At 73.1% G+C, this 19,914-nt stretch carries 18 protein-coding genes; 8 read left to right on the forward strand and 10 right to left on the reverse strand.

Translation table 11 applies throughout. The annotated features are described in order from the left end of the window. From AAW13_RS04750 to AAW13_RS04770, 5 genes are all read right to left on the reverse strand, one after another. A partial coding sequence (locus tag AAW13_RS04750; RefSeq protein ID WP_143144979.1) for a serine/threonine-protein kinase occupies positions 1–1,070 on the reverse strand: 1,070 nt, incomplete at its 3' end. Positions 1,071–1,179: 109 nt separating this feature from the next. Then, positions 1,180–2,025, reverse strand: a complete 846-nt coding sequence (locus AAW13_RS04755) for an oxygenase MpaB family protein (RefSeq protein ID WP_046733061.1) — start codon at positions 2,023–2,025, stop codon at positions 1,180–1,182. Between the two features lie 9 nt (positions 2,026–2,034). Further along, on the reverse strand, positions 2,035–3,213 hold the full coding sequence (locus AAW13_RS04760) for an acyl-CoA dehydrogenase family protein (RefSeq protein WP_046733062.1): 1,179 nt from the start codon (positions 3,211–3,213) through the stop codon (positions 2,035–2,037). Positions 3,214–3,360: 147 nt separating this feature from the next. Continuing rightward, positions 3,361–3,885: a cupin domain-containing protein gene (locus AAW13_RS04765; protein ID WP_052768712.1), complete on the reverse strand. Its 525-nt coding sequence runs from the start codon at positions 3,883–3,885 to the stop codon at positions 3,361–3,363. A gap of 119 nt (positions 3,886–4,004) precedes the next feature. Beyond that, positions 4,005–4,379, reverse strand: a complete 375-nt coding sequence (locus AAW13_RS04770; RefSeq protein WP_046733095.1) for a four-helix bundle copper-binding protein — start codon at positions 4,377–4,379, stop codon at positions 4,005–4,007. Positions 4,380–4,551: 172 nt separating this feature from the next. Here AAW13_RS04770 and AAW13_RS04775 point away from each other — a divergent pair, with 172 nt between their 5' ends. Then, positions 4,552–4,920, forward strand: coding sequence for a DUF6479 family protein (locus AAW13_RS04775; RefSeq protein ID WP_046733063.1), 369 nt, complete (start codon positions 4,552–4,554; stop codon positions 4,918–4,920). A gap of 9 nt (positions 4,921–4,929) precedes the next feature. On the opposite strand, the gene AAW13_RS04780 is transcribed toward AAW13_RS04775, so the two are convergent. Next, positions 4,930–5,385, reverse strand: a complete 456-nt coding sequence (locus AAW13_RS04780; RefSeq protein ID WP_046733064.1) for an RpiB/LacA/LacB family sugar-phosphate isomerase — start codon at positions 5,383–5,385, stop codon at positions 4,930–4,932. Between the two features lie 9 nt (positions 5,386–5,394). Then, a complete protein-coding gene (locus tag AAW13_RS04785; protein ID WP_046733065.1) occupies positions 5,395–6,303 on the reverse strand; it encodes an NAD(P)-dependent oxidoreductase in 909 nt (302 codons plus the stop codon). A 283-nt stretch (positions 6,304–6,586) separates the two neighbouring features. On the opposite strand from AAW13_RS04785, the gene AAW13_RS04790 reads away from it, so the two are divergent. Continuing rightward, the gene (locus tag AAW13_RS04790) at positions 6,587–7,393 is read left to right on the forward strand and encodes a class I SAM-dependent methyltransferase (protein WP_046733096.1); all 807 of its coding nucleotides are present in this window, start codon (positions 6,587–6,589) and stop codon (positions 7,391–7,393) included. A 138-nt stretch (positions 7,394–7,531) separates the two neighbouring features. On the opposite strand, the gene AAW13_RS04795 is transcribed toward AAW13_RS04790, so the two are convergent. The 3 genes from AAW13_RS04795 to AAW13_RS04805 form a co-directional block, all read right to left on the reverse strand. Next, entirely contained in the window at positions 7,532–8,212 is a 681-nt protein-coding gene (locus AAW13_RS04795) for a response regulator transcription factor (RefSeq protein ID WP_046733066.1), read from the reverse strand. After that, positions 8,209–9,414: a sensor histidine kinase gene (locus AAW13_RS04800; RefSeq protein WP_046733067.1), complete on the reverse strand. Its 1,206-nt coding sequence runs from the start codon at positions 9,412–9,414 to the stop codon at positions 8,209–8,211. The genes AAW13_RS04795 and AAW13_RS04800 overlap by 4 nt, the downstream gene beginning before the upstream one ends. Positions 9,415–9,515: 101 nt before the next feature. Then, the gene (locus AAW13_RS04805; RefSeq protein ID WP_046733068.1) at positions 9,516–11,750 is read right to left on the reverse strand and encodes an MMPL family transporter; all 2,235 of its coding nucleotides are present in this window, start codon (positions 11,748–11,750) and stop codon (positions 9,516–9,518) included. A 340-nt stretch (positions 11,751–12,090) separates the two neighbouring features. Between AAW13_RS04805 and AAW13_RS04810 the strand changes: the two genes are divergently transcribed. From AAW13_RS04810 to AAW13_RS04835, 6 genes are all read left to right on the forward strand, one after another. Then, on the forward strand, positions 12,091–13,158 hold the full coding sequence (locus AAW13_RS04810) for a LacI family DNA-binding transcriptional regulator (RefSeq protein WP_046733069.1): 1,068 nt from the start codon (positions 12,091–12,093) through the stop codon (positions 13,156–13,158). Positions 13,159–13,627: 469 nt separating this feature from the next. Beyond that, positions 13,628–15,019, forward strand: a complete 1,392-nt coding sequence (locus tag AAW13_RS04815) for an ABC transporter substrate-binding protein (RefSeq protein WP_046733070.1) — start codon at positions 13,628–13,630, stop codon at positions 15,017–15,019. 1 nt (position 15,020) lies between these two features. After that, the gene (locus AAW13_RS04820) at positions 15,021–15,905 is read left to right on the forward strand and encodes a carbohydrate ABC transporter permease (RefSeq protein WP_046733071.1); all 885 of its coding nucleotides are present in this window, start codon (positions 15,021–15,023) and stop codon (positions 15,903–15,905) included. Further along, a complete protein-coding gene (locus tag AAW13_RS04825) occupies positions 15,902–16,756 on the forward strand; it encodes a carbohydrate ABC transporter permease (protein ID WP_046733072.1) in 855 nt (284 codons plus the stop codon). The genes AAW13_RS04820 and AAW13_RS04825 overlap by 4 nt, the downstream gene beginning before the upstream one ends. Before the next feature lie 29 nt (positions 16,757–16,785). Beyond that, positions 16,786–18,930 carry a beta-galactosidase gene (locus AAW13_RS04830; protein ID WP_046733073.1) on the forward strand — a complete coding sequence of 715 codons (2,145 nt, stop codon included), beginning with the start codon at positions 16,786–16,788 and terminating at the stop codon, positions 18,928–18,930. A gap of 163 nt (positions 18,931–19,093) precedes the next feature. Next, entirely contained in the window at positions 19,094–19,912 is an 819-nt protein-coding gene (locus AAW13_RS04835) for an SCO2400 family protein (RefSeq protein WP_046733074.1), read from the forward strand. The last annotated feature ends 2 nt before the right edge of the window (positions 19,913–19,914 follow it).

Consider the following 19,914-nt stretch of genomic DNA (forward strand, 5'->3'; position numbering starts at 1 on the left):
GCCTGCGCGGGCTCGGGGGTTTGGAGGGCCGGGCGGGCGGTCCACTCGCCGGTGAGTCCGGCGCCGGGGTCGGGCGGGGTGCTGCTCAGGGTGGTGCCGGCCGCCTTGTGCCCGGTGGTCATTCCACGCGTCCAGGACGGCAGCCGGGCCTCCCGGGACGCCGGTCCGGAGGGCCGGAGCCGGGGCTGCGCGGTGACGACGGTGGGGACGTAGGTGGGGGTGGCACGCCCCGAGGTGATCCGGCGGCCCAGTTCCCGGGCGTCGTACGGCCGTTGCTCCGGGCGTTTGGCGAGCAGGTCGAGGACGACCTGCTCCAACCAGCCGGGCAGTTCGGGGCGGTGGGCGCGCGGCGGGGTGGGCCGGGTGTCGCGGTGGCCGATCAGGATCGCCCAGGCGTCGTCCAGGTCGAACGGCGGTGCCCCGGTGGCGATCTCGTACAGCACACAGCCCAGCGAGTACAGGTCGCTGCGCGGATCGACCTCGGTGCCGCCGATCTGTTCCGGTGACATGTAGTGCGGGGTGCCCATGGCGATGCCGGTGCCGGTCAGCCGGGAGGTGAAGCCGATGTCGTGGCCGAGCCTGGCGATGCCGAAGTCGCAGAGCTTCACCGTGCCGTCGGTCAGCCGCATGATGTTGGCGGGTTTGAGGTCCCGGTGCACGATGCCCTGCTGGTGGGTGTAGGCGAGGGCGGCGGCGACCTGTTCGGCGATGTCCACGACGTCGCCGACGGGCAGCGGATGGTGCTTGTTGTCCTCGAGCAGCCGGCTGAGGTCGCGGCCGTCGAGGAGTTCCATCACCAGGTAGAGGACGCCGTCGGACTCGCCGAAGTCGTGGACGACGGTGACTCCGCGGTGCGAGAGCGCGGCGGCCACTCTCGCCTCGCGGCGGAACCGCTCACGCAGTACGCGGGTGAACGCCTGGTCGTGGTGCGGGCCGAGCGGTTTGAGGCACTTCACTGCGACCAGCCGGCCGAGGGACTCGTCACGGGCCCGCCACACCTCGCCCATCCCGCCCCGCCCGATCAGATCGAGCAGCCGGTACCTTTCCTGGACCAGCCCGCTGTCAGCCATCGCGCGCCGTCGCCCCCCGTCGCCTCCAGCTCCGCCCGTTCCCGGCCGTAACGGTGCGACCGCGCCGAACCGGCCGAATCCGGGCCCCCTGGTCGACCAGTATGGCGGGCTAACACCCGACTTTGTACGGTGCCGGGCGCGCGGCCGGGCCGAGCCTCGCCATGGCCCGCAGAATGTGTTTGGGCGGGAGTTGCCAGCGCAGACGTGCGGGAACACAGCGCAGCGCGGTGCCGGTGGCACGCAGTCGCCGGGTGACGACGGCGGGTTCGGGGGCCGGAGTGCCGTACAACTCGTGGGCGTACGGCGGCAGGGCGGCGTACGCCAGGTGCGCCACGCGCCGCCACAGCGCCTCGCGCGCCGGGATCAGGAGGGGGTGCGTCGGCGGCCGGAGCAGGAAGTCGTACACGTCGCGTGCGTCGGCCCCGGCGGCGAGCCGCGGACGGGTCGTCTCGAAGTAGGCGGCCAGTTCCTCCCCGTCGGCGGGTACGGCGGCGGGGTCCAGGCCCACCAGGCGGGCGCTGACCCGGTGTTCGGCGAGGTAGCGGTCGGCCTGGGCGTCGGTGAGCGGGAAGCCGGAGCGGCGGACGACGTGCAGGTACGAGCCGATCTCCGCGCAGTGCACCCACAGCAGCAGTTCGGGATCGTCCACGCCGTACCGCTCGCCGGTCTCCGGGTCGGTCGCGCCGAGCACGCTGTGGATCTTCCGGACCCGGGCCCCGGCCCGCTCGGCGGCCTCGGTGGTGCCGTACGTCGTCGTGCCGACGAAGTTCGCGGTCCGCATCAGCCGCCCCCAGGCGTCCCGCCGGAAGTCGGAGTTGGCCATGACACCGCGCACCGCGCGCGGGTGCAGTGCCTGGAGGTAGAGCGCGCGGATGCCGGCGACCCACATCATGGGGTCGCCGTGCAGCTGCCAGGTCACGGAGGCCGGGGTGAACAGCCCGGGGTCGGCGCCCATGCGGGCAGGTTACCGCCGTACCCGGGGCATCCCCAGTCCGATCCAGGAGATGATCTCGCGCTGGATCTCGTTGTTGCCGCCGCCGAAGGTGAAGATGACCGCCGAGCGGTAGCCGCGTTCCAGGTCGCCGTGGAGGACCGCGCCGGCCGAGCCCTCCTTGAGGGGGCCCGCCGCCCCGGCGATCTCCATCAGCCAGGCGTAGGCGTCGCGGCGGGCCTCGGAGCCGTAGACCTTCACGGCGGAGGCGTCCTGCGGGGTCAGGGTGCCCGTCTGTACGGCGCTGACCATCCGCCAGTTGAGGAGCTTCATGGCGTCGAGGCGGGTGTGGGTCTGCGCGAGGCGGCGGCGCACCCAGGGCAGGTCGACGACCCGGCGGCCGTCGGCGAGCTTGGTCTCCATGGCCCAGCGCTGCACGTCGCGCAGGGCGCGGATCGCCATGGTGCCGTGGGCGGCGAGGGTGACGCGCTCGTGGTTGAGCTGGTTGGTGATCAGCCGCCAGCCCCGGTTCTCCTCGCCGACCCGGCGCGAGACGGGGACGCGGATGTCCTCGTAGTAGCTGGCGGTGGTGTCGTGGGAGGCGAGGGTGTTGATGAGGGTGCAGGAGTAGCCGGGGTCGGTGGTCGGCACCAGCAGCATGGTGATGCCCTTGTGGGGCGGGGCCCCGGGGTCGGTGCGGGTGGCGAGCCAGACCCAGTCGGCGGTGTCGCCGTTGGTCGTCCAGATCTTCTGTCCGTTGACCACGTACTCGTCGCCGTCGCGTACGGCCCGGGTCTTCAGGGCGGCCAGGTCGGTGCCCGCGTCGGGCTCGCTGTAGCCGATGGCGAAGTCGATCTCGCCGGAGAGGATGCGGGGCAGGAAGTACGACTTCTGCTCGTCGGTGCCGTACTGCATGATCGTCGGGCCGACGGTGTTGAGCGCCATCAGCGGGAGCGGGACGCCCGCCTGGGCGGCCTCGTCGAAGAAGATGAACTGTTCCATCGCGGTCAGGCCGCGTCCGCCGTACTCCTTCGGCCACCCCACGCCGAGCCAGCCGTCCGTGCCGAGCCGCCGCACGGCCTCCCGGTAGAAGCGTTTCTGCGCGGCCGGATCGGCGTAGCGGGCGTAGGCGTTGTCCGGCACCAGGCCGGCGAAGTAGGCGCGCAGTTCGGTGCGCAGCCGCTGCTGCTCGGGCGTGTGGTCGAGGTGCACGGCGCCTCCAGGCTCCCCAAGGGCGGTCCTGACGGCGCACACCGTAGAACGTGTTTCAGAAATAGGGAATGGCGGTGCGGGTGCGCGAGCGGGGCCACGCCCGGCGCGGTGCGCCGGCTCAGGCCTCGCGCCCGGCGCGGTGCCGGCTCAGGCCTCGCCTGCGGCCAGCGGGCTGCCGAGCAGGGAGCCGAGCACCTCGGTGCCGAGGAGCTTCAGCAGCGGCTCCGTGAAGACGCCGTCCACGAGCACGAACGCCATCCGGGCCGCCGCGTCCGTGCGGTTCTCCCAGCGGTGGTCGGTGCCGCGCTGGATCACCACGTCGCCCGCGCGCAGCACCCGCTCGGAGTCGTCGAGGACGAGGACGACCTCGCCGTCCAGGACGATGCCGTAGTCCACGGTCTGGGTGCGGTGCGTCGGGGAGACGCAGCCCGGCGGGAACTCGTTGACGCGGATCTTGGTGCCGCCGGGGGCCGGCGGCACGGTCAGGTCGCGCTCCGTGGGCTCGGGTTCGTCCGCCGCGAGGGGCGCGGGCACGGAGCCGGTGTTCCACATCTCGTAGAAGGCGGCACCGTCGGGGGCGGTACGGACGACCGGCGGCTCGCCGTCGGAGAGGAACACGGAGGTACCCGTCCCGTCGTGACCGGTGACGATCCGGCGCGGCGGCTGGCTCATGGGGGCGCTCCTTCGCTGGGACGCTGGGCGGGGCGGCACCCGTGTCACGCTAGGCAGCCCGGCGGCACGGCGGAAACGCGCGTTCGCGATGCCAGCCATCGGCCGCCGCGCTCCACCGGTCAGCGCAGCGCCACCATGAACTCCGCGCAGGCCGCGGCGCACGCCCGGCAGGCGTCCGCGCTCTTCTCGGCGCCCGGCTGGGTGTCGAAGGCCCGGGCGGACTCGAGGCAGATCGCCCGGCACCATTCCAGCTGGACCCGCAGGCCGGTCTCGTCCCGGTCGGTCTCCTCGGTGAGCGCCCGGCAGGTCGCGTCGCACACCTCGGCGCACATGATGCCCTTGCGGCGCACCTGTTCCACCAGGGCGGTTCCGCCCGGGTCGAGGACACCGGCACGCAGTGCGCACGCCCGGGCGCATTCCGTGCAGGCCTGCGCGCAGGCGAACCTGTCTTCCAGGAACCGGTACAGCTCCTGCTGGGAAGTCTGCTGTCTCACCCGGCTCGGGTAGCCGGGCGCGGGGTCCGGCAAACCCCTTGGCGGGCAGGGCTTCCGGCCACCCGGCGGCGCCCCGGGGTCGGCCCACGGAGTCCGCGACGTCACCGACCGTGCGCGATCGGCCACCGATTGCGGCCGGTTCGTCCGATTCTGACCGGGGTATCCCCTTGCTATGAGTACGGTATCGATGGAGCAGCTGGCCGCTCCCAGCGGCCTGATGAGTCTCGCGCTCTTCCTGGTGGCCGTGGCCGTGCTGGCGATGCTGGCCGGGGGTTTCTGGCTGGGCAACCGGGTCAAGTACCGCGAGTCGGACCGCCCGCGCCCGGAGGAACAGCCCAAGCTGCCACCGGAGGGCGCGGTGCACGAGATCCTGCAAAACCGGGAGTCGGAGGAGATTCCCAAGATGCCCGAGGGCGGTCGTCCGCTCACCCCGTACGAACTCGGCAACCAGCAGACCAGACCGAGCGCGTCCAAGGACCGGCCGCGCTGGAGCAAGGGCTCCAGCGGCTCGTTCGGCGGCGGCGGGCTCGGCGCCCACTGACCCGGCCCGCTAGGCGGTCCCCCGGCCCGCGTCGAGACGTCCGACGTGGGCCACGTTCCCGAGATCCTCGGCGTCCTGGCTCGGCGTGGCCGAGAACCAGGCGTCGAGGATCTCCTTGAGCACCGGCTGCGAGGTCAGCCGCAGGCTCAGGGCGAGGACGTTGGCGTCGTTCCAGCGCCGGGCCCCGTCGGCCGTGACGGCGTCGGCGCACAGGGCCGCGCGCACGCCGGGGACCTTGTTCGCGGCGATCGAGGCACCGGTGCCGGTCCAGCAGCAGACGACGGCCTGGTCCGCGGCCGCCGCGGCGACGTCCCGGGCGGCCGCCTCGGAGCAGACCGCCCATCGCGAATCGGCCCCGGGCTCCAGCGCGCCGTACGTGCGCACGTCGTGGCCACGGCGCCGCAACTCCGCCACGAGGAGGCGGGCGACGGGCTCGTCCATGTCGGAGGAGACGGAGATCCGCATGGCGCGAGCCTAGTCGGTGGCGTCCGTGCGGGCCTCGATGGCGGTGAGGACCGAGGACATGTCGAGGCGGCCGTTGCCCAGCCGTACGCTCTCGCCGTACAGGTCACCGCTCAGGTCGAGCAGCGGTGTGGCGAGGCCGGCCGCGCGGGCGGCGGCGGCGATGAGCCGGGTGCTGGCGTAGGCGTCGGAGGTGGCCGCCTGCACGGTGAAGTCGTGGGCGGCGAGCATCGGCACCTTGACCCGGGTCACCCCGCTGCCCAGCTGGCCGGAGTCGACCACGGCCCGGAAGGTCTCCAGGTCCAGCCCCTGCCGCTGGGCGAAGTGCACGGACTCGGCCAGCGCCGCGATCGTCGTGGTCAGGTACAGGTTGACGGCCAGCTTCATCAGGACCCCGGACCCGGCCGGGCCGCAGTGCACGGTCTCCCGGCACACCGGGGCGAGCAGCGGCCGTACCTCCGCCACCGTGTCGGGGTCGCCGCCGAGCATCGCGACCAGTTCGCCGGCCTCGGCCGGCTTGCGCGAGCCGGACACCGGCGCCTCCACGAACCGGCCGCCCGCGGCCCGGACGTCGGCGGCGAGGCCGCGGGCGTACTCCGGGGACGTCGACCCCGTCGACACGACGACCCGGTCGGCGACCAGTTTCCCGAACCCAGGTCCGCCCCGGCCCAGGACGGCGTCCGTCACCGCCTCGTCGAGGAGCATCACGATCACGACGCGCGCGCGGGCGAAGACCTCCGCGGCGCTCGCCGCGACCTGGGCCCCGGCCGTCCGCAGCGGCTCGGCCCGCTCCGGCGTCCGGTTCCACACGACGAGCGGGGTACCGGCGCGGGCGAGGTTCAGCGCCATGGGCTGCCCCATCACACCGAGTCCGACGAAGCCGTACAGCGGGCCGTCCGGGCCGCCGGAGGTGTGCGTCATCGCCGTAACTCCTGCTCGTCGTGCGGAGGATGAGGACCATCGGCACTGTACGGCGCGGTGCCGTACCCGAAGCTCCCGGGTGTGGTCGGGCGCCGCCCGCGCGACGGGCCGTTGCCCCGATCGGCTCAGGCGCGGCGCGCCTCAGCCGGGTGGGAGGCCGCCGGTGCAGGATCCAGGGGACGGGTCCCGCCCGGCACCGCCCCACCGAGTGAAGAGGTCCGGTCATGAGACGCTTCGACGCCCCGCTCCTCCCCCTCCGGCACGGCGTCGCGCCGGCCGCGGCGTGACCGGCGCACCGGACGGCCGCTACGGCGAGGCCGTCTTCCGGCCCGACCAGGCCGGCGAGGGCGAGCGGATCGACTTCGGCGCGCTCGCCTACGACGACATCACCGTGGCGCGGCTGCGGGCGCTCGGAGCCGGCCCGGGCTGGCACTGCCTCGACGTGGGCGCCGGCACCGGCACGGTCCCCCGTCGGCTGCTGGACGAGGCCGGGGTGGACAGCGTGCTCGCCGTGGACCGAGACGTACGGTTCCTCGCCCGGCGGCCCGGCCTCGACGTGCTGGAGACCGACATCACCGCCCCGCACGCCGTCCGCGGCCGGTTCCGGCTCGTGCACGCGAGGTTCGTGCTGATGCACCTGCCCGCGCACGAACAACTGATCGAGACGCTGGCCGGACTCGTCGAGCCCGGCGGGGTGCTGGTGCTCAGCGACGCCGTCGACCTGACCACCGACCGCACGCCCGGCACGCCGTACGCGGCCGCGATGCGGGCGATGTGGCGGGGGCTGCGGGCGACCATCGGCACCGACGTCTCCTGGGTGCCGGCGTACCCGCGACTGCTGCGCGGGGCCGGGCTGGTGCCGGTCGCCGCCGAACTGCACGTGCCGCCGCTGCTGCCGGGCAGTCCGCTGAGCCGTTTCTGGGCGGACACCTGGGAGCGGAGCCGGGCGGCGATGGTCGCCACCGGCCTGGTCGACGACGCGGCCGTGGACGCGGCGATCGACTACCTGGCCTCCGACGAGTGCGCCGCGCTGTCCGCGGGCATGCTGACCGCCTGGGGCTGGAAACCCCCGGCACAGACCGCGCCCTGACCCGCCCGCGAGTGCGCCGGCCGTCTCGGGACGCGGACCGCGGGGCCCGCTCTCCGGGTCACGGCCCACGCGGCGCAGGTGGCCGGGGGGCGCCTTCGTGGGTTCACCCGTCCCGACCGGCCCGGGACCCTGCCCTCCTCACCCCTGGCGGGGTTCGGGGCGGACCAGGCCGGTCTGGTAGGCGATGACGACGAGTTGGGCGCGGTCGCGGGCGCCGAGTTTGGTCAGGGCGCGCTGGATGTGGCTGCGTACGGTGAGCACGCTCAGCACGAGCTCCTCCGCGATGTCGTCGTTGGACTTGCCGCGCGCGGCCAGTGCGGTGATCTCCCGTTCGCGCGGGGTGAGGTCGTTCAGGCGTTCCGGGGGCGCCAGCAGGACGCCGGGGGCCGGGCCGGAGAGGAAGCGGGTGATCAGGGCGCGGGTGGCGCCGGGTGAGAGCAGCGCCTCGCCTGCGGCGACGGTGCGGATGCCGGCCAGCAGCGTGTCGGTGGTGACGTACTTGCCGAGGAAGCCGCTGGCACCGACGCGCAGGGCCTGGGCGACGTACTCGTCGGTCTCGTACATGGTGAGGACGAGGACCCGGGTGCCGGACAGTCCGGGGTCGGCGCAGATGGCGGCGGTGGCGGCGAGGCCGTCCGTGCCGGGCATGCGGATGTCCATCAGCACGATGTCGGGGCGGTGCACGCGGGCGAGGTCCACCGCCTGCTGCCCGTCGGCGGCCTCGGCGACCACCTCCAGGTCCGCGCAGGAGTCGATCAGCAGCCGGAACGTGCCGCGCAGCAGGGCCTGGTCGTCGGCGAGCAGGACACGGATACTCACGGGGTCTCGAATTCCTCCGGTGCGAGGGAGTGGAGCGGCAGGGCGGTGCTGACCTCGAAGCCGCCGTCCGGGCGCGGTCCGGCCCGCAGGTCGCCGCCGACCGAGTGGGCGCGTTCCCGCATCCCCATCAGGCCGTAGCCCCCGCCCTCGGCGGGTTCCGGGGCGGCGGCGGTGCCGTCGTTGGTCACCGAGATGAGCAGCCGGGACCGGACGTAGGTGAGTCGGACGTCGGCGCCCTGCCCGGTGCCGTGCTTGGTGACGTTGGTGAGGGCTTCCTGGATGATCCGGTACGCCGTGAGGTCCACACCCGGTGACAGCGGGCGGGGTTCGCCCTCGGTGGTGAGGGTGACGTCGAGCCCGGCGCTCGCGTAGGTCGACACGAGCTCGGGCAGCAGGTCCAGGCCGGGGGCGGGCTCCAGGGACCCGGCATCCGGGTCTCCGGAGTGCCGTAGCACCCCGACGGTGGCCCGGAGCTCGATGAGCGCGGAGGACGTGGTCGCCGTCAGTTCGCCGAGCAGTTGCTCCGCCTGGGCGGGCCGGGTGAGTACCAGGTGGCGGGCGGTGCCCGCCTGGGCGTTGGCGACGGCCATGTGGTGGGCGACGACGTCGTGCAGTTCCCGGGCGATCCGCATGCGTTCCTCCGCCACCCGCAGCCGCGCCTCCTCCTCACGGGTGCGCTCGGCGTGCGTCGCGCGGGCGTGCACGGACTCCATGTAGGCCACCCGCAGCCGGGCGTTCGTACCGCCGACCAGGGGCAGCAGCAGCCACAGCACGGGGCCGACCGTGCGCAGGAGCAGCAGGTTGGTGCTCGGGTTGTCGAGCAGGGCGCCGACCACGACCAGGGTCATGGCCGCCAGGCCGATCACCCGGGTGGTGCGCCCGTCGGTGTGGGCGGCCACCCGGTACAGGGCCAGCATGAGCGGCGCCAGCATGAGGGGGGTGGGCAGGTAGCCCTGGGCGAAGGTGGCCACCGAGCAGGCCATCACCACGGCGACGGCGGTGCGCGGACGGGCGCGTGCCTTGAGCAGGGCGAGGCAGGCGACGGTGGCGAGCAGGACGGCCGGCCACTGCTCGTCCGGCTGGCTGATGCCGGGGAAGCGGAGCAGCGCGCCCAGGGTCACACAGCCGAGCAGGGCCATGACCACGGTGGCGCTCATGACGCGGCGGTAGCGCTGTGCGTACCGCTCCAGGTTGGTGGTCATGTGTCTCTCCGGTCGGGTGCCAGGGTCCATGGTGACCGACATGCCGGTGCGGACCGCCCGTGAGCTGTGCCACGGGCGGTCCGCGGGGCGGCCGGGGACGGTCAGACGCGTGCCTCGGCGTTCTCTTCCGGGGCGGGACCGGTGACGCTCGCGGCGGCCGGCGCCGCCCCGGTGAGGGCCTCGCCCTCGATGTCCACCCGGGGCAGCAGGCGGTCCAGCCGTCCCGGCAGCCACCAGGCACGGTCCCCCAGCAGCGCGAGGACCGCGGGCACGAGCGCCATCCGTACCACGAAGGCGTCCAGGAGCACGGCGGTCGCCATGCCGAACCCGATCATCTTGATCATGGATTCGCTCTCCCCGACGAACCCGGCGAAGACCGCGATCATGATGAGGGCGGCGGCCACGACGACCCGGGCGCTGTGCCGGAACCCGGAGACCACCGCCTCCTTCGCGGGCTCGCCGTGGACGTACGACTCCCGCATCCGGGAGACGAGGAACACCTCGTAGTCCATGGCCAGGCCGAAGATGATGCCCACCAGGAAGATCGGCATCAGGCTCATGATCGGCCCGGTCTGCTCCACACCGAACAGGGCGGCGGCGTGGCCCTGCTGGAAGACCAGGACGACCGCGCCGAGGGCCGCGAGGACCGAGAGCAGGAAGCCGAGCGCCGCCTTGAGGGGGACCAGCAGGGACCGGAAGACCACCAGCAGCAGGACGACGGCGAGTCCGACGACGGTGACGAGGTAGGGCACCAGCGCGGACTGCACCTTGCCCGAGATGTCGATGTTCAGCGCGGTGGTGCCGGTGACCTCGTAGGAGGCGCCGGCCGCCGTCTCGACGGCCGGGCGTTCGCCGCGGATCGTCTTGACGAGGGCCTTGGTCCGCTCGTCGGCGGGACCGGTGGCGGGCGTGGCGGTGAACACCGCGGTGTCACCCGCCGTGTCGAAGTGGGCGGGGGTGACGGAGACGATTCCGGCCGTACCGGCGATCCTGTCGCCGACCGCGCCGGCCGCGGCCTTGGCGTCGGCCGCGCCACGGGCGTCCACGACGATGGTCAGCGGGCCGTTGAACCCGGGGCCGAAGCCCTCGGCGAGGTCGTCGTAGGCACGGCGTTCGGTGGTGGCGGTGGACTTGGCCTCGTCGCCCGGCATGCCGAGCTGGAGCTGGGTCATCGGGACCGCGAGGGCGCCGAGGCCCACGACGCCGAGCAGCAGGACGGGCAGCGGGTGGCGCAGTACGAAGCGGGCCCAGCGGGCGCCCCGGTTGTCGCCGCCGGTGGTGCTCCCGGCCTTCCGCGGGCGACGGCCGCCGCGCCCGCGTACGGCGCCCGCCAGCACGGCGTTCGGCCAGAACCCGAGCAGGGCCGGTACGGCGGTCAGCGCGACGCCGACGGCGACGACCACCGCGCCGGCGGCGGTCAGTCCCATCCTGGTCAGCATCGGGATGCCGACGACCGACAGCCCGGCCAGGGCGATGACCACGGTGAGGCCCGCGAAGACCACCGCCGAACCGGCCGTGCCGACCGCGAGTCCGGCCGCCTCCTCGGGGGCCCGGCCCCGGGCTCGCTCCTCCCGGTAGCGGGAGACCACGAACAGCGCGTAGTCGATGCCGACGGCGAGGCCCAGCATCATCGCCAGGGTGCCGGTGCTGCTGGACAGACCGAGGGCGCCGGCCAGCAGGGTCACGGTGAACATGCTGACGCCGACGCCGAGGATCGCGGTCAGCAGCGGGAGTCCGGCGGCGGCCAGCGAACCGAAGGTGACGAGGAGCACCAGGGCCGCGACGGAGATGCCGATGACCTCGGCGGCGCCGCCGGGTCCGCCCCCGCTGTCCATGGCGGAGCCGCCGGTCTCGACGGTGAGGCCCGCGTCCCGGGCCTTGCCGACGGCGTCCGCGAGCGCCGTGCGGGAGGCGTCGGTGATCGCGGAGGATGTGACCTTGTAGGTGACGGTCGCGTACGCCGTGCTGCCGTCCTCGCTGACCGCCTTCGCCGTGAAGGGGTCGGCGACGGAAGCCACCTGGGCGCCGTCACCGAGGGTGCCGACCGTTTCCTCGATCACCTCGCGGTGCGCGGTGGCGGTGACCTTCTGCCCGTGCGGGGCGACGAAGACGACCCGCGCGGTGGCGCCGTCGGCGGCCGCGCCCGGGAAGCGCTCCTGCATCAGGTCGAAGGCCTTCTGGGACTCGATGCCCGGTGCCGAGAACTCCTCGTCGGAGGCTCCCGGCGCCTGGAGCGCGCCCAGTCCCACGGCGGCCAGGACGGCCAGCCACAACAGGGCGACGGATCCACGCCGCCGGAAGGCCAGTCGGCCCAGTCGATAGAGATAAGCAGCCACGTCAGGGGACTCCGCATCGTTTCTGGCTCGGTGCACCAGGCTGTCCCGCCGACGGCCCCCGCGTCGTCGTACCGCTGCTGGCAGTACCGGCTACTGGATCCGCAGGACCGTCTACTGAATCCGCGGTAGGCGTCCGGGCCGCCGGCTCATGCCCCGGTACGACGGGACGGGCGCCGCGGTGCGCGGTACGGCCCGTATCCCGGAAGAACCGATGCCCCGCGGAGTCTTGACGTCCCCGCCATGACTGCGTAGACATGACTACGCAGACATGACAGCGCAGTCAGCAAGCGGCGGCGCATGACATGATTGCCCCTCGACCGAGCGGCCACCGGGAGACGCCATGACGCCAGAGACGGGACGCGGCAGGAGCAGCGCCGCACCCCGCAGTGTCGATGTGGCGCGGCTGGCCGGTGTCTCCCAGAAGACCGTCTCCCGGGTCTTCAACGACGAGCCGTACGTCTCCGAGGACGTGCGCCGCCGGGTGCTCCACGCCGCCGAACAACTCGGCTACCGGCGCAACAACGCCGCCCGGGCGCTGGCCTCCGGACGCACCCGCTCGATCGGCGTGGTGACGCTGGGCACCGCCCTGTACGGACCCGCCTCACTGCTCATGGGCGTGGAGCGGGTCGTGCGGGACACCGGGTACGCGCTGCGTGTGGTCAACACGGTGGAGGGCGATCCGGCGGGTCTCTCCGGTGCCGTGGACTCGCTCCTCGACCAGGGCGTGGACGGCATCGTCATCTCCGAACCCATCGACGAGACGGGGGACGGCGCGGACACCTCGCTGCGCGTCGACGTCCCGGTGCTCGTCATGGGCGCTCCGCCGCCGGTCACCGCGCCGGTCGTGCTGACCGCGGGCGACGGTGCCGACCTGATGGCCCACACCGCCACCGAACACCTGCTGTCCCTGGGGCACGCGACGGTCCACCACCTCGCCGGTCCGCAGCGCTGGTACGCCGCCCGGGACCGGCTGGCGGGCTGGCGGGCCGCCCTGACCGCACAGGGCAGGACGGTCCCCCCGGTCGCCGAGGGCGACTGGTCGGCCGGGTCCGGGTACGCGGCGGGCCGGAGGTTCGCCGCCGACGACACGGTCACCGCCGTCTTCTGCGCCAACGACGACATGGCGATCGGCCTGATCCGGGCCCTGACGGAGGCCGGCCGGCGGGTGCCGGAGGACGTCAGCGTGGTCGGCTTCGACGACATCCCGGTCGCCGCCTACGTGACTCCCCCGCTCACCACGGTGCGTCAGCCCTTCGACGCCGTGGCGCAGGAGGGCCTCAAACGCCTGGTGCACGCCGTCGAGAACCCGACGGCGGACCCCTTGCCGGCCGGCGGGCCCCCGGTCGACCTCATCGTGCGCGCCTCGACCGCGCCACCGCCGGACGGAGGTGCGCCCACCACTGACTGAGCCCTCGTCAGGCCGCCGGGACGACGGCTGACGCCCAGCGCCCGATCTCACCGCGGGCCGTACCGCACCACCGCCCACCGATCTCACCGCCCGGCCGTACCGCACCACCGCCCGACCCCACAGCCCCGCCCCACCGCCCGGTCCGCCGGACGAGGCGCCGTGCGTCGGCGCACCGACGCGGTCGACCGCGCGAGCCCACACCTCGCACGAGCACACGCCTCCCGCACGAGCACACGTCTCGCACGGCGCACCCCTCGCACGGCGCACCCCTCGCACGAGCACGCCTTTCACACGGACGCCGCCTGCGCACCAGCGGCGCCGCGGGGCCGCCCGTCGCCCGTGTCTCCATGGGCCCGAGTCCGGCATCCGCGCCTGTCTCCGCTTTCTCTCCTCATCACCCTCCCCTTTCCCTCCCCCTTTCCCTCCCCCCCCTTTCCTCGCTCTTCTTCGCCACCGGCGGGAGTTCACCATGCCCAGATTCGCCTCAGTACCCGGCCCGTCCCCCATGAGCCGACGGCTGTTCCTCACCGCGACCGGTGCCGTGTCGCTCGGCGCCGCGCTCACCGCCTGCGGCGGCGGGGACTCCGGCGGTTCCTCCGCCGCCGCCAAGCCCGTCAGCCAGGCCGACATCGACAAGGCCATGAAGACACCGACCGAGCTGACGTTCTGGACCTGGGTCCCGAACATCGCCAAGGAGGTCGCCCTCTTCGAGAAGAAGTACCCGGCCGTCAAGGTCAAGATCGTCAACGCCGGTCAGGGAACGCCCCAGTACACCAAGCTGCGTACGGCGCTGAAGGCCGGCAGCGGCGCTCCGGACCTGGTCCAGATCGAGTACCAGGCCATCCCGACCTTCACCATCACCGACAGCCTGCTGGACCTGCGGCCGTACGGCGCGTCGGCGCTGAAGTCCACGTTCGTGGACTGGACCTGGGGCCAGGTCAGCGGCGGCGACGGCGAGATCTGGGCGATACCCCAGGACACCGGCCCCATGGGCATGCTGTACCGGCACGACATCTTCCAGAAGCACGGCATCGAGGTCCCGGGCACCTGGGACGAGTTCGCCGCCGCCGCACGCAGACTGCACAAGGCCGACCCGGACGTCTACCTGACCAACCTCGCGGCCAACCAGGTCGCCGCCTGGCACGGGCTGCTCTGGCAGGCCGGCGCCAAGCCGTACGTCACCTCGGGGAAGAGCGACATCGCCATCAGCGTCGACGACCCTGTCTCGCGCAAGCTCGGAGCGTACTGGGGCGGGCTCGCGAAGGACGGCGTCATCGGCGTCGAGCCCGACTTCACCGACTCCTGGTACGCGGCCCTCGACAAGGGCAGGTACGCGACCTGGATCACCGCCGCCTGGGGGCCGGTGTTCCTGTCCGGCTCGGCGAAGTCCACGGCGGGCAAGTGGCGGGCGGCCCCGCTGCCGCAGTGGGACGCCGCCAAGCCCAGCTCGGGCAACTGGGGCGGGTCCACCACCGCGGTCGTCCGTTCCACCAGCAACCCCGTCGCCGCGGCCGTGTTCGCCCAGTTCCTCAACAGCGACCCGGCCAGCGCACGGATGTTCGCCACCGAGCAGTTCTTCTTCCCCGCCACCAAGGCCCTGCTCACGGACGCCTCGTTCACCGGTGACGCCCCGTCCTTCTACGGCGGCCAGAAAGTCAACCAGGTCTTCGCCGACATCAGCTCCACCGTCAACTCCTCTTTCCAGTGGCCCCCGTTCCTCGACCAGGCGGCGACCGACTGGACGGAGACCGTCGGCAAGTCCCTCGCGGACCACACCGACACCGTGCGTGCGCTCGGCAGCTGGCAGTCCCGGCTGACGACGTACGCGAAGGACCAGGGCTTCACCGTCAAGGGAGGCTGAGATGGCGGGCATCCGCCGGCACCGGGCGGCCGGGCCGCTGTTCGTCGCGCCGTTCCTGACGCTGTTCCTGCTGCTCTTCCTCGCACCCCTCGGCTACGCCGCCTACCTCAGCCTGTTCCAGAGCCGGCTCATCGGCGGCACCGTCTTCGTCGGCATCGACAACTACACGCGGGCCCTGGGCGACCCCCGGCTCCTGCACGGTGTGGGCCGGGTGGCGCTGTTCTTCGTCATCCAGGTCCCGGTGATGCTGCTCCTCGCGCTGCTGTTCGCCCTCGCGCTCGACAGCGGTCTGCTGCGGCTGGCCCGGGTGATCCGGCTCGGCATCTTCGTGCCGTACGCCGTGCCGAGCGTGGTCGCCGCGCTGATGTGGGGGTACCTGTACGGGCCGGACTTCGGCCCGTTCGCCCAGCTGAGCCGGAAACTGGACCTGCCCGCCCCGCACTTCCTCACCGACGGCTGGATGCTGGGCAGCCTGGCGAACATCGTGACCTGGGAGTTCGTCGGCTACAACATGATCATCCTGTACGCGGCCCTGCGCACCATCCCGCAGGAGCTGTACGAGGCGGCCGCGGTGGACGGGGCCGGCGCCTGGCGCGTCGCCCGGTCCGTGAAGCTGCCGGCGCTGCGCCCGGCGCTGCTGCTCACCCTCCTCTTCTCCGTGATCGGCAGCTTCCAGCTGTTCAACGAACCCAACCTGCTGATGAAGATCGCCCCGGACGTCATCAGCAGCTCCTACACCGCCAACCTGTACGCCTACTCCCTGGCCTTCACCGGCCAGCAGGTCAACTACGCGGCCACGGTGTCCTTCCTGCTCGGCCTCGTCATCGTGGTCGCCTCCTACGCCGTCCTGCTCACCGCGAACCGCGGCACCAGGAGGGCCGCATGACGGGCCGCCGCAGTACCCCGCTGACGATCGCCATGCTGGCGGCCCTCGCCTACTTCCTGCTCCCCCTGTGCTGGCTGCTGATCGCCTCCACCAAGAACACCCAGGACCTGTTCAACAGCTTCGGCCTGTGGTTCTCGCACTCCCCGCAGCTGCTCGCGAACATCAGGGCGACCCTCACCCAGGACGACGGCGTCTTCGTGCACTGGCTGCTCAACACGGTCCTGTACGCGGGCGTCAGCGCGGTCGGCGCGGCCCTGCTCGCGGCTGCGGGCGGCTACGGGTTCGCCAAGTTCCGCTTCCGCGGCGACCGGCTGGCCTTCAACCTGGTCCTCGGCGCCGTGATGGTGCCGGCCACCGCGCTGGCGATCCCGACCTACCTGCTGTTCGCCAAGGCCGGCCTGGTCAACACCCCGTGGGCGGTCATCCTGCCGTCCCTGGTCAACCCGTTCGGTCTCTACCTGATGCGCGTCTACGCGGCCGACGCCGTCCCGGACAGCCTGCTGGAGGCCGCCCGCATCGACGGTGCCGGCGAGTCGCGGATCTTCCTCAGGATCGCCCTGCGGCTGCTCGGCCCCGGCCTGGTGACCGTCCTGCTGTTCACCCTCGTGGCGACCTGGAACAACTACTTCCTGCCGCTGATCATGCTCAACGACCCGAACCTGTACCCGATCACGGTCGGTCTCGCCCGATGGGCCGATCAGGCCCAGAACGGCGGGGCGGGAGCGAGCAGCGACATGCTCGCGCTCGTCGTGACCGGCTCGATGATCTCCGTCGTCCCGCTCGTCGTGGCCTTCCTGCTGCTCCAGCGCTACTGGCAGAGCGGCCTGGCGGCCGGCGGCGTCAAGCAGTGACTCCCCACCCTTCCCAGGAGGTTTCCTTCATGGCGGCTCTGCCTGCCCGTGTCCTGTTCGGTGCCGCGTACTACCACGAGTACCAGCCGTACGAGCGTCCCGCCGAGCGTCTCAAGACCGACCTGGACCTGATGGCCGACGCCCGGGTCACCGTGATCCGGGTCGGCGAGTCGGTCTGGTCGACCTGGGAACCGGAGAACGGCCGCTTCGACCTCGACTGGCTGAAGCCGGTGCTCGACGGCGCCCACGAGCGGGGTATCTCGGTCGTCCTCGGGACCCCGACGTATGCCGTCCCGCCGTGGCTGGCCCGGCAGTACCCGGAGATCACCGGTGAGCGGCGCACCGGCGAGCGGATCGGCTGGGGCGCCCGGCAGGAGGTGGACTTCACGCACCCGGCGTTCCGGTTCCACGCCGAGCGGGTGGTGCGCCGTATCGCCGCGCGCCACGCGGGCCACCCGGCGGTCATCGGCTTCCAGGTCGACAACGAGCCCGGCAACGAACTCCTGCACAACCGGGGCGTGTTCGAGCGCTTCGTCGACCACCTGCGGGAGAAGTACGGCGATGTCGAGACCCTGAACCGCGAGTGGGGGCTGGTGTACTGGTCGCACCGGCTGTCCACCTGGGCCGACCTGTGGACCCCGGACGGCAACGCGCAGCCCCAGTACGACGTCGCCTGGCGGGAGTTCCAGGCCCGGCAGGTCACCGAGTTCATCGGCTGGCAGGCGGACATCGTCCGTGAGTACGCGCGTCCCGGGCAGTTCGTGACCACCTGCGTCTCCTACACCCGGCCCGCGGTGGCGGACGACGAGCTGACCGGCCGCCTCGACATCGCGGCCGGCAACCCGTACTACGACATGCAGGACGGCCTCCTGCTGCCCGATCCCACCCCGGACGGCCACGAGCAGCAGTGGAAGACCACCGGCGTGTGGGCGCTGTACCGGACCGCGGACTGGATGTTCTCGTCCCGGCAGGCGCCGTTCCTGGTCACCGAGACCAACGCCGGTTCCATCGGCTTCCCCTGGGACAACCGGCCCGCCTACGACGGCCAGTGGCGGCAGGCCGCCTGGGCGCTCGTCGGGCGCGGGGCCCGCATGATCGAGTACTGGCACTGGCACACGCTGCACTTCGGCGCGGAGACCTACTGGGGCGGGATCCTCCCGCACACCGGCCGGCCGGGCCGCGCGTACGCCGAACTCGCCCGGCTGGGAGCGGAGTTCGAGACCGCCGGAGCCCTGGTCGCCGGGCTGGAGCCGGACGCGGACCTGACGTTGCTGTACTCGACGCCCAGCAAGTGGCTGATGCAGAAGTACCCGCCGCTGGCGGGTCCCGACGGACAGCCCGACCCGGCCGCCTACCACCGCATCCTCGACCCGTTCTACCGGGGCGCGTTCGACGCCGGACGGCAGGTGCGGCTGGTCCACGCCCGGCAGTTGCACGACCCCACCGGGGAACGGGACGGGGTGAGCCCCGAGGAGGGGGTCCGCCGGCACCCCGTCCTCGTCGTACCGGCGCTGTACCTGGCCGCCGACACGACCCTCGACTGGCTCGCCTCCTACGCCCGTGCCGGCGGTCATCTGGTCCTCGGCCCGCGCACCGGCTACGCCGACGAGGAGGCCCGCGCCCGCGCCGAACCGGCGCCCGGCCGTCTCACGGACGCGGCGGGGGTGTCGTACGACGAGTTCAGCAACCTGGTGCGGGAGGTGCCCGTGCGGTCCGACACGCTCGGCCTTCCCGAGGGCGCCACGGCGACCCACTGGGCGGACGGTCTGACGGTCACCGACGCCGAGGTGCTCGTGACGTACGACCATCCGCACTTCGGGCGCTGGCCCGCGGTCACCAGCCGCCGGCACGGCGCGGGCCGGGTCACCTGTGTCGGTACGGTCCCCGGCCGGGACCTCGCCCGGACGCTGGCCGAATGGCTGGCGCCGGTTCCCGTGCACGGCTGGCGGGACCTGCCGGCCACGGTCACCGCGACCACCGGCACCTCGCCCGACGGGCGCCGTGTGCACATCGTCCACAACTGGAGCTGGGAGTCCGCGAGCGTTCCCGTGCCGGTGCACCTCACCGACGTCCTCGACGGCACGACCCGCACCGCCGGCACGGCGCTGGACCTCGGCCCGTGGGACGTACGCGTGCTCGTCGGCGACGGCGACGGCGACGGCGGCCGGGAGTGACCTGTGCGCGAGGTCCGGACGGCATCTGCGCAGAAGCACCACACAGGCTGCACACTGCCCGTCCAAAGGCTCGCTAGCGTTCTGGCCGTTCGATCCCACGTGCGAACGAGACCAGGCCACGGCCCGTCGGGCCGTCGGCGCAGTCGAGTCAGGAAGACCGCGGATGGACTACTGCACCTCGTGCCGTCGGCACCTCAACGGCGCCCTGGTGTGCCCCGGATGCGGCGCCTACGCCCCGGACATCGCTCCCCGCGGTGACGTGGCGGCTCCCGTGACGGCCGGGACGGCGGCCTGGCAGGCACCCGCCGCCGACACCTGGCGCGACGGCCCGGACGCGTACGCCGAGGACAGCACCGAGAGCCCGGACGAGGGCCCGGGTGCCGCTCCGGTCGCGCCGCTCGGCCGGGCGGCGCGGCGCCGGCAGCGCGCCCGCTGGAAGAAGAACCAGCGCCGGGCCGTCGTCGCCACCGCGGTCGCCCTGGTCGGCGGCGGTCTGACCGTCGCCTCCATGGACCGGCACTCCGCGGACCGGGCGCAGGCGGCCGCCGCACCGGACACCGCGCCCATGGGAGCGGTGGACGGACAGGCCACGGAGCCCACCCCGGGCGCGTCGGCGCCGACCGGCCGGCACCGGGCTCCGGACGCCACGCCCGCCGCCCGCCCGGTCACGTCGAACGCCCCGCACGAGCAGAGTGCGGGCGTACCGAAGGCCACGCCGGCACACGGCACGACCGCCGCCACGCCGGAATCCGTGGCGACGGCGGCCGCGCGGGCGCAGTCCGGCACGTCGACCGGCACGACGGCCGGCACATCGACCGGCACGTCGACCGGGTCCGGCGCCTCCGCCGCACCGACGCAGCCGGCCGCCGCACCGACGCCCACCGCGACCGCCACCGGCGGCACACCGGCGTCGACGGCGAGCCCGGAGCCCACCGCGACCTCGCCCGCGCACCTCTGCCTGCTCGTCCTCTGCATCGACTGACG

Source organism: Streptomyces humi (assembly GCF_001005085.2).
Lineage (GTDB): Bacteria > Actinomycetota > Actinomycetes > Streptomycetales > Streptomycetaceae > Streptomyces > Streptomyces humi.

Bases quoted from the DNA above. Each gene is read 5' to 3' on its own strand.
- AAW13_RS04785 (WP_046733065.1), bottom strand. From the start codon at position 6,303: ATGACGCACACCTCCGGCGGCCCGGACGGCCCGCTGTACGGCTTCGTC.
- AAW13_RS04780 (WP_046733064.1), bottom strand. From the start codon at position 5,385: ATGCGGATCTCCGTCTCCTCCGACATGGACGAGCCCGTCGCCCGCCTC.
- AAW13_RS04810 (WP_046733069.1), top strand. From the start codon at position 12,091: ATGACGCCAGAGACGGGACGCGGCAGGAGCAGCGCCGCACCCCGCAGT.
- AAW13_RS04815 (WP_046733070.1), top strand. From the start codon at position 13,628: ATGCCCAGATTCGCCTCAGTACCCGGCCCGTCCCCCATGAGCCGACGG.
- AAW13_RS04825 (WP_046733072.1), top strand. From the start codon at position 15,902: ATGACGGGCCGCCGCAGTACCCCGCTGACGATCGCCATGCTGGCGGCC.
- AAW13_RS04755 (WP_046733061.1), bottom strand. From the start codon at position 2,025: ATGGGCGCCGACCCCGGGCTGTTCACCCCGGCCTCCGTGACCTGGCAG.
- AAW13_RS04775 (WP_046733063.1), top strand. From the start codon at position 4,552: ATGAGTACGGTATCGATGGAGCAGCTGGCCGCTCCCAGCGGCCTGATG.
- AAW13_RS04765 (WP_052768712.1), bottom strand. From the start codon at position 3,885: ATGAGCCAGCCGCCGCGCCGGATCGTCACCGGTCACGACGGGACGGGT.
- AAW13_RS04800 (WP_046733067.1), bottom strand. From the start codon at position 9,414: ATGACCACCAACCTGGAGCGGTACGCACAGCGCTACCGCCGCGTCATG.
- AAW13_RS04830 (WP_046733073.1), top strand. From the start codon at position 16,786: ATGGCGGCTCTGCCTGCCCGTGTCCTGTTCGGTGCCGCGTACTACCAC.
- AAW13_RS04820 (WP_046733071.1), top strand. From the start codon at position 15,021: ATGGCGGGCATCCGCCGGCACCGGGCGGCCGGGCCGCTGTTCGTCGCG.
- AAW13_RS04835 (WP_046733074.1), top strand. From the start codon at position 19,094: ATGGACTACTGCACCTCGTGCCGTCGGCACCTCAACGGCGCCCTGGTG.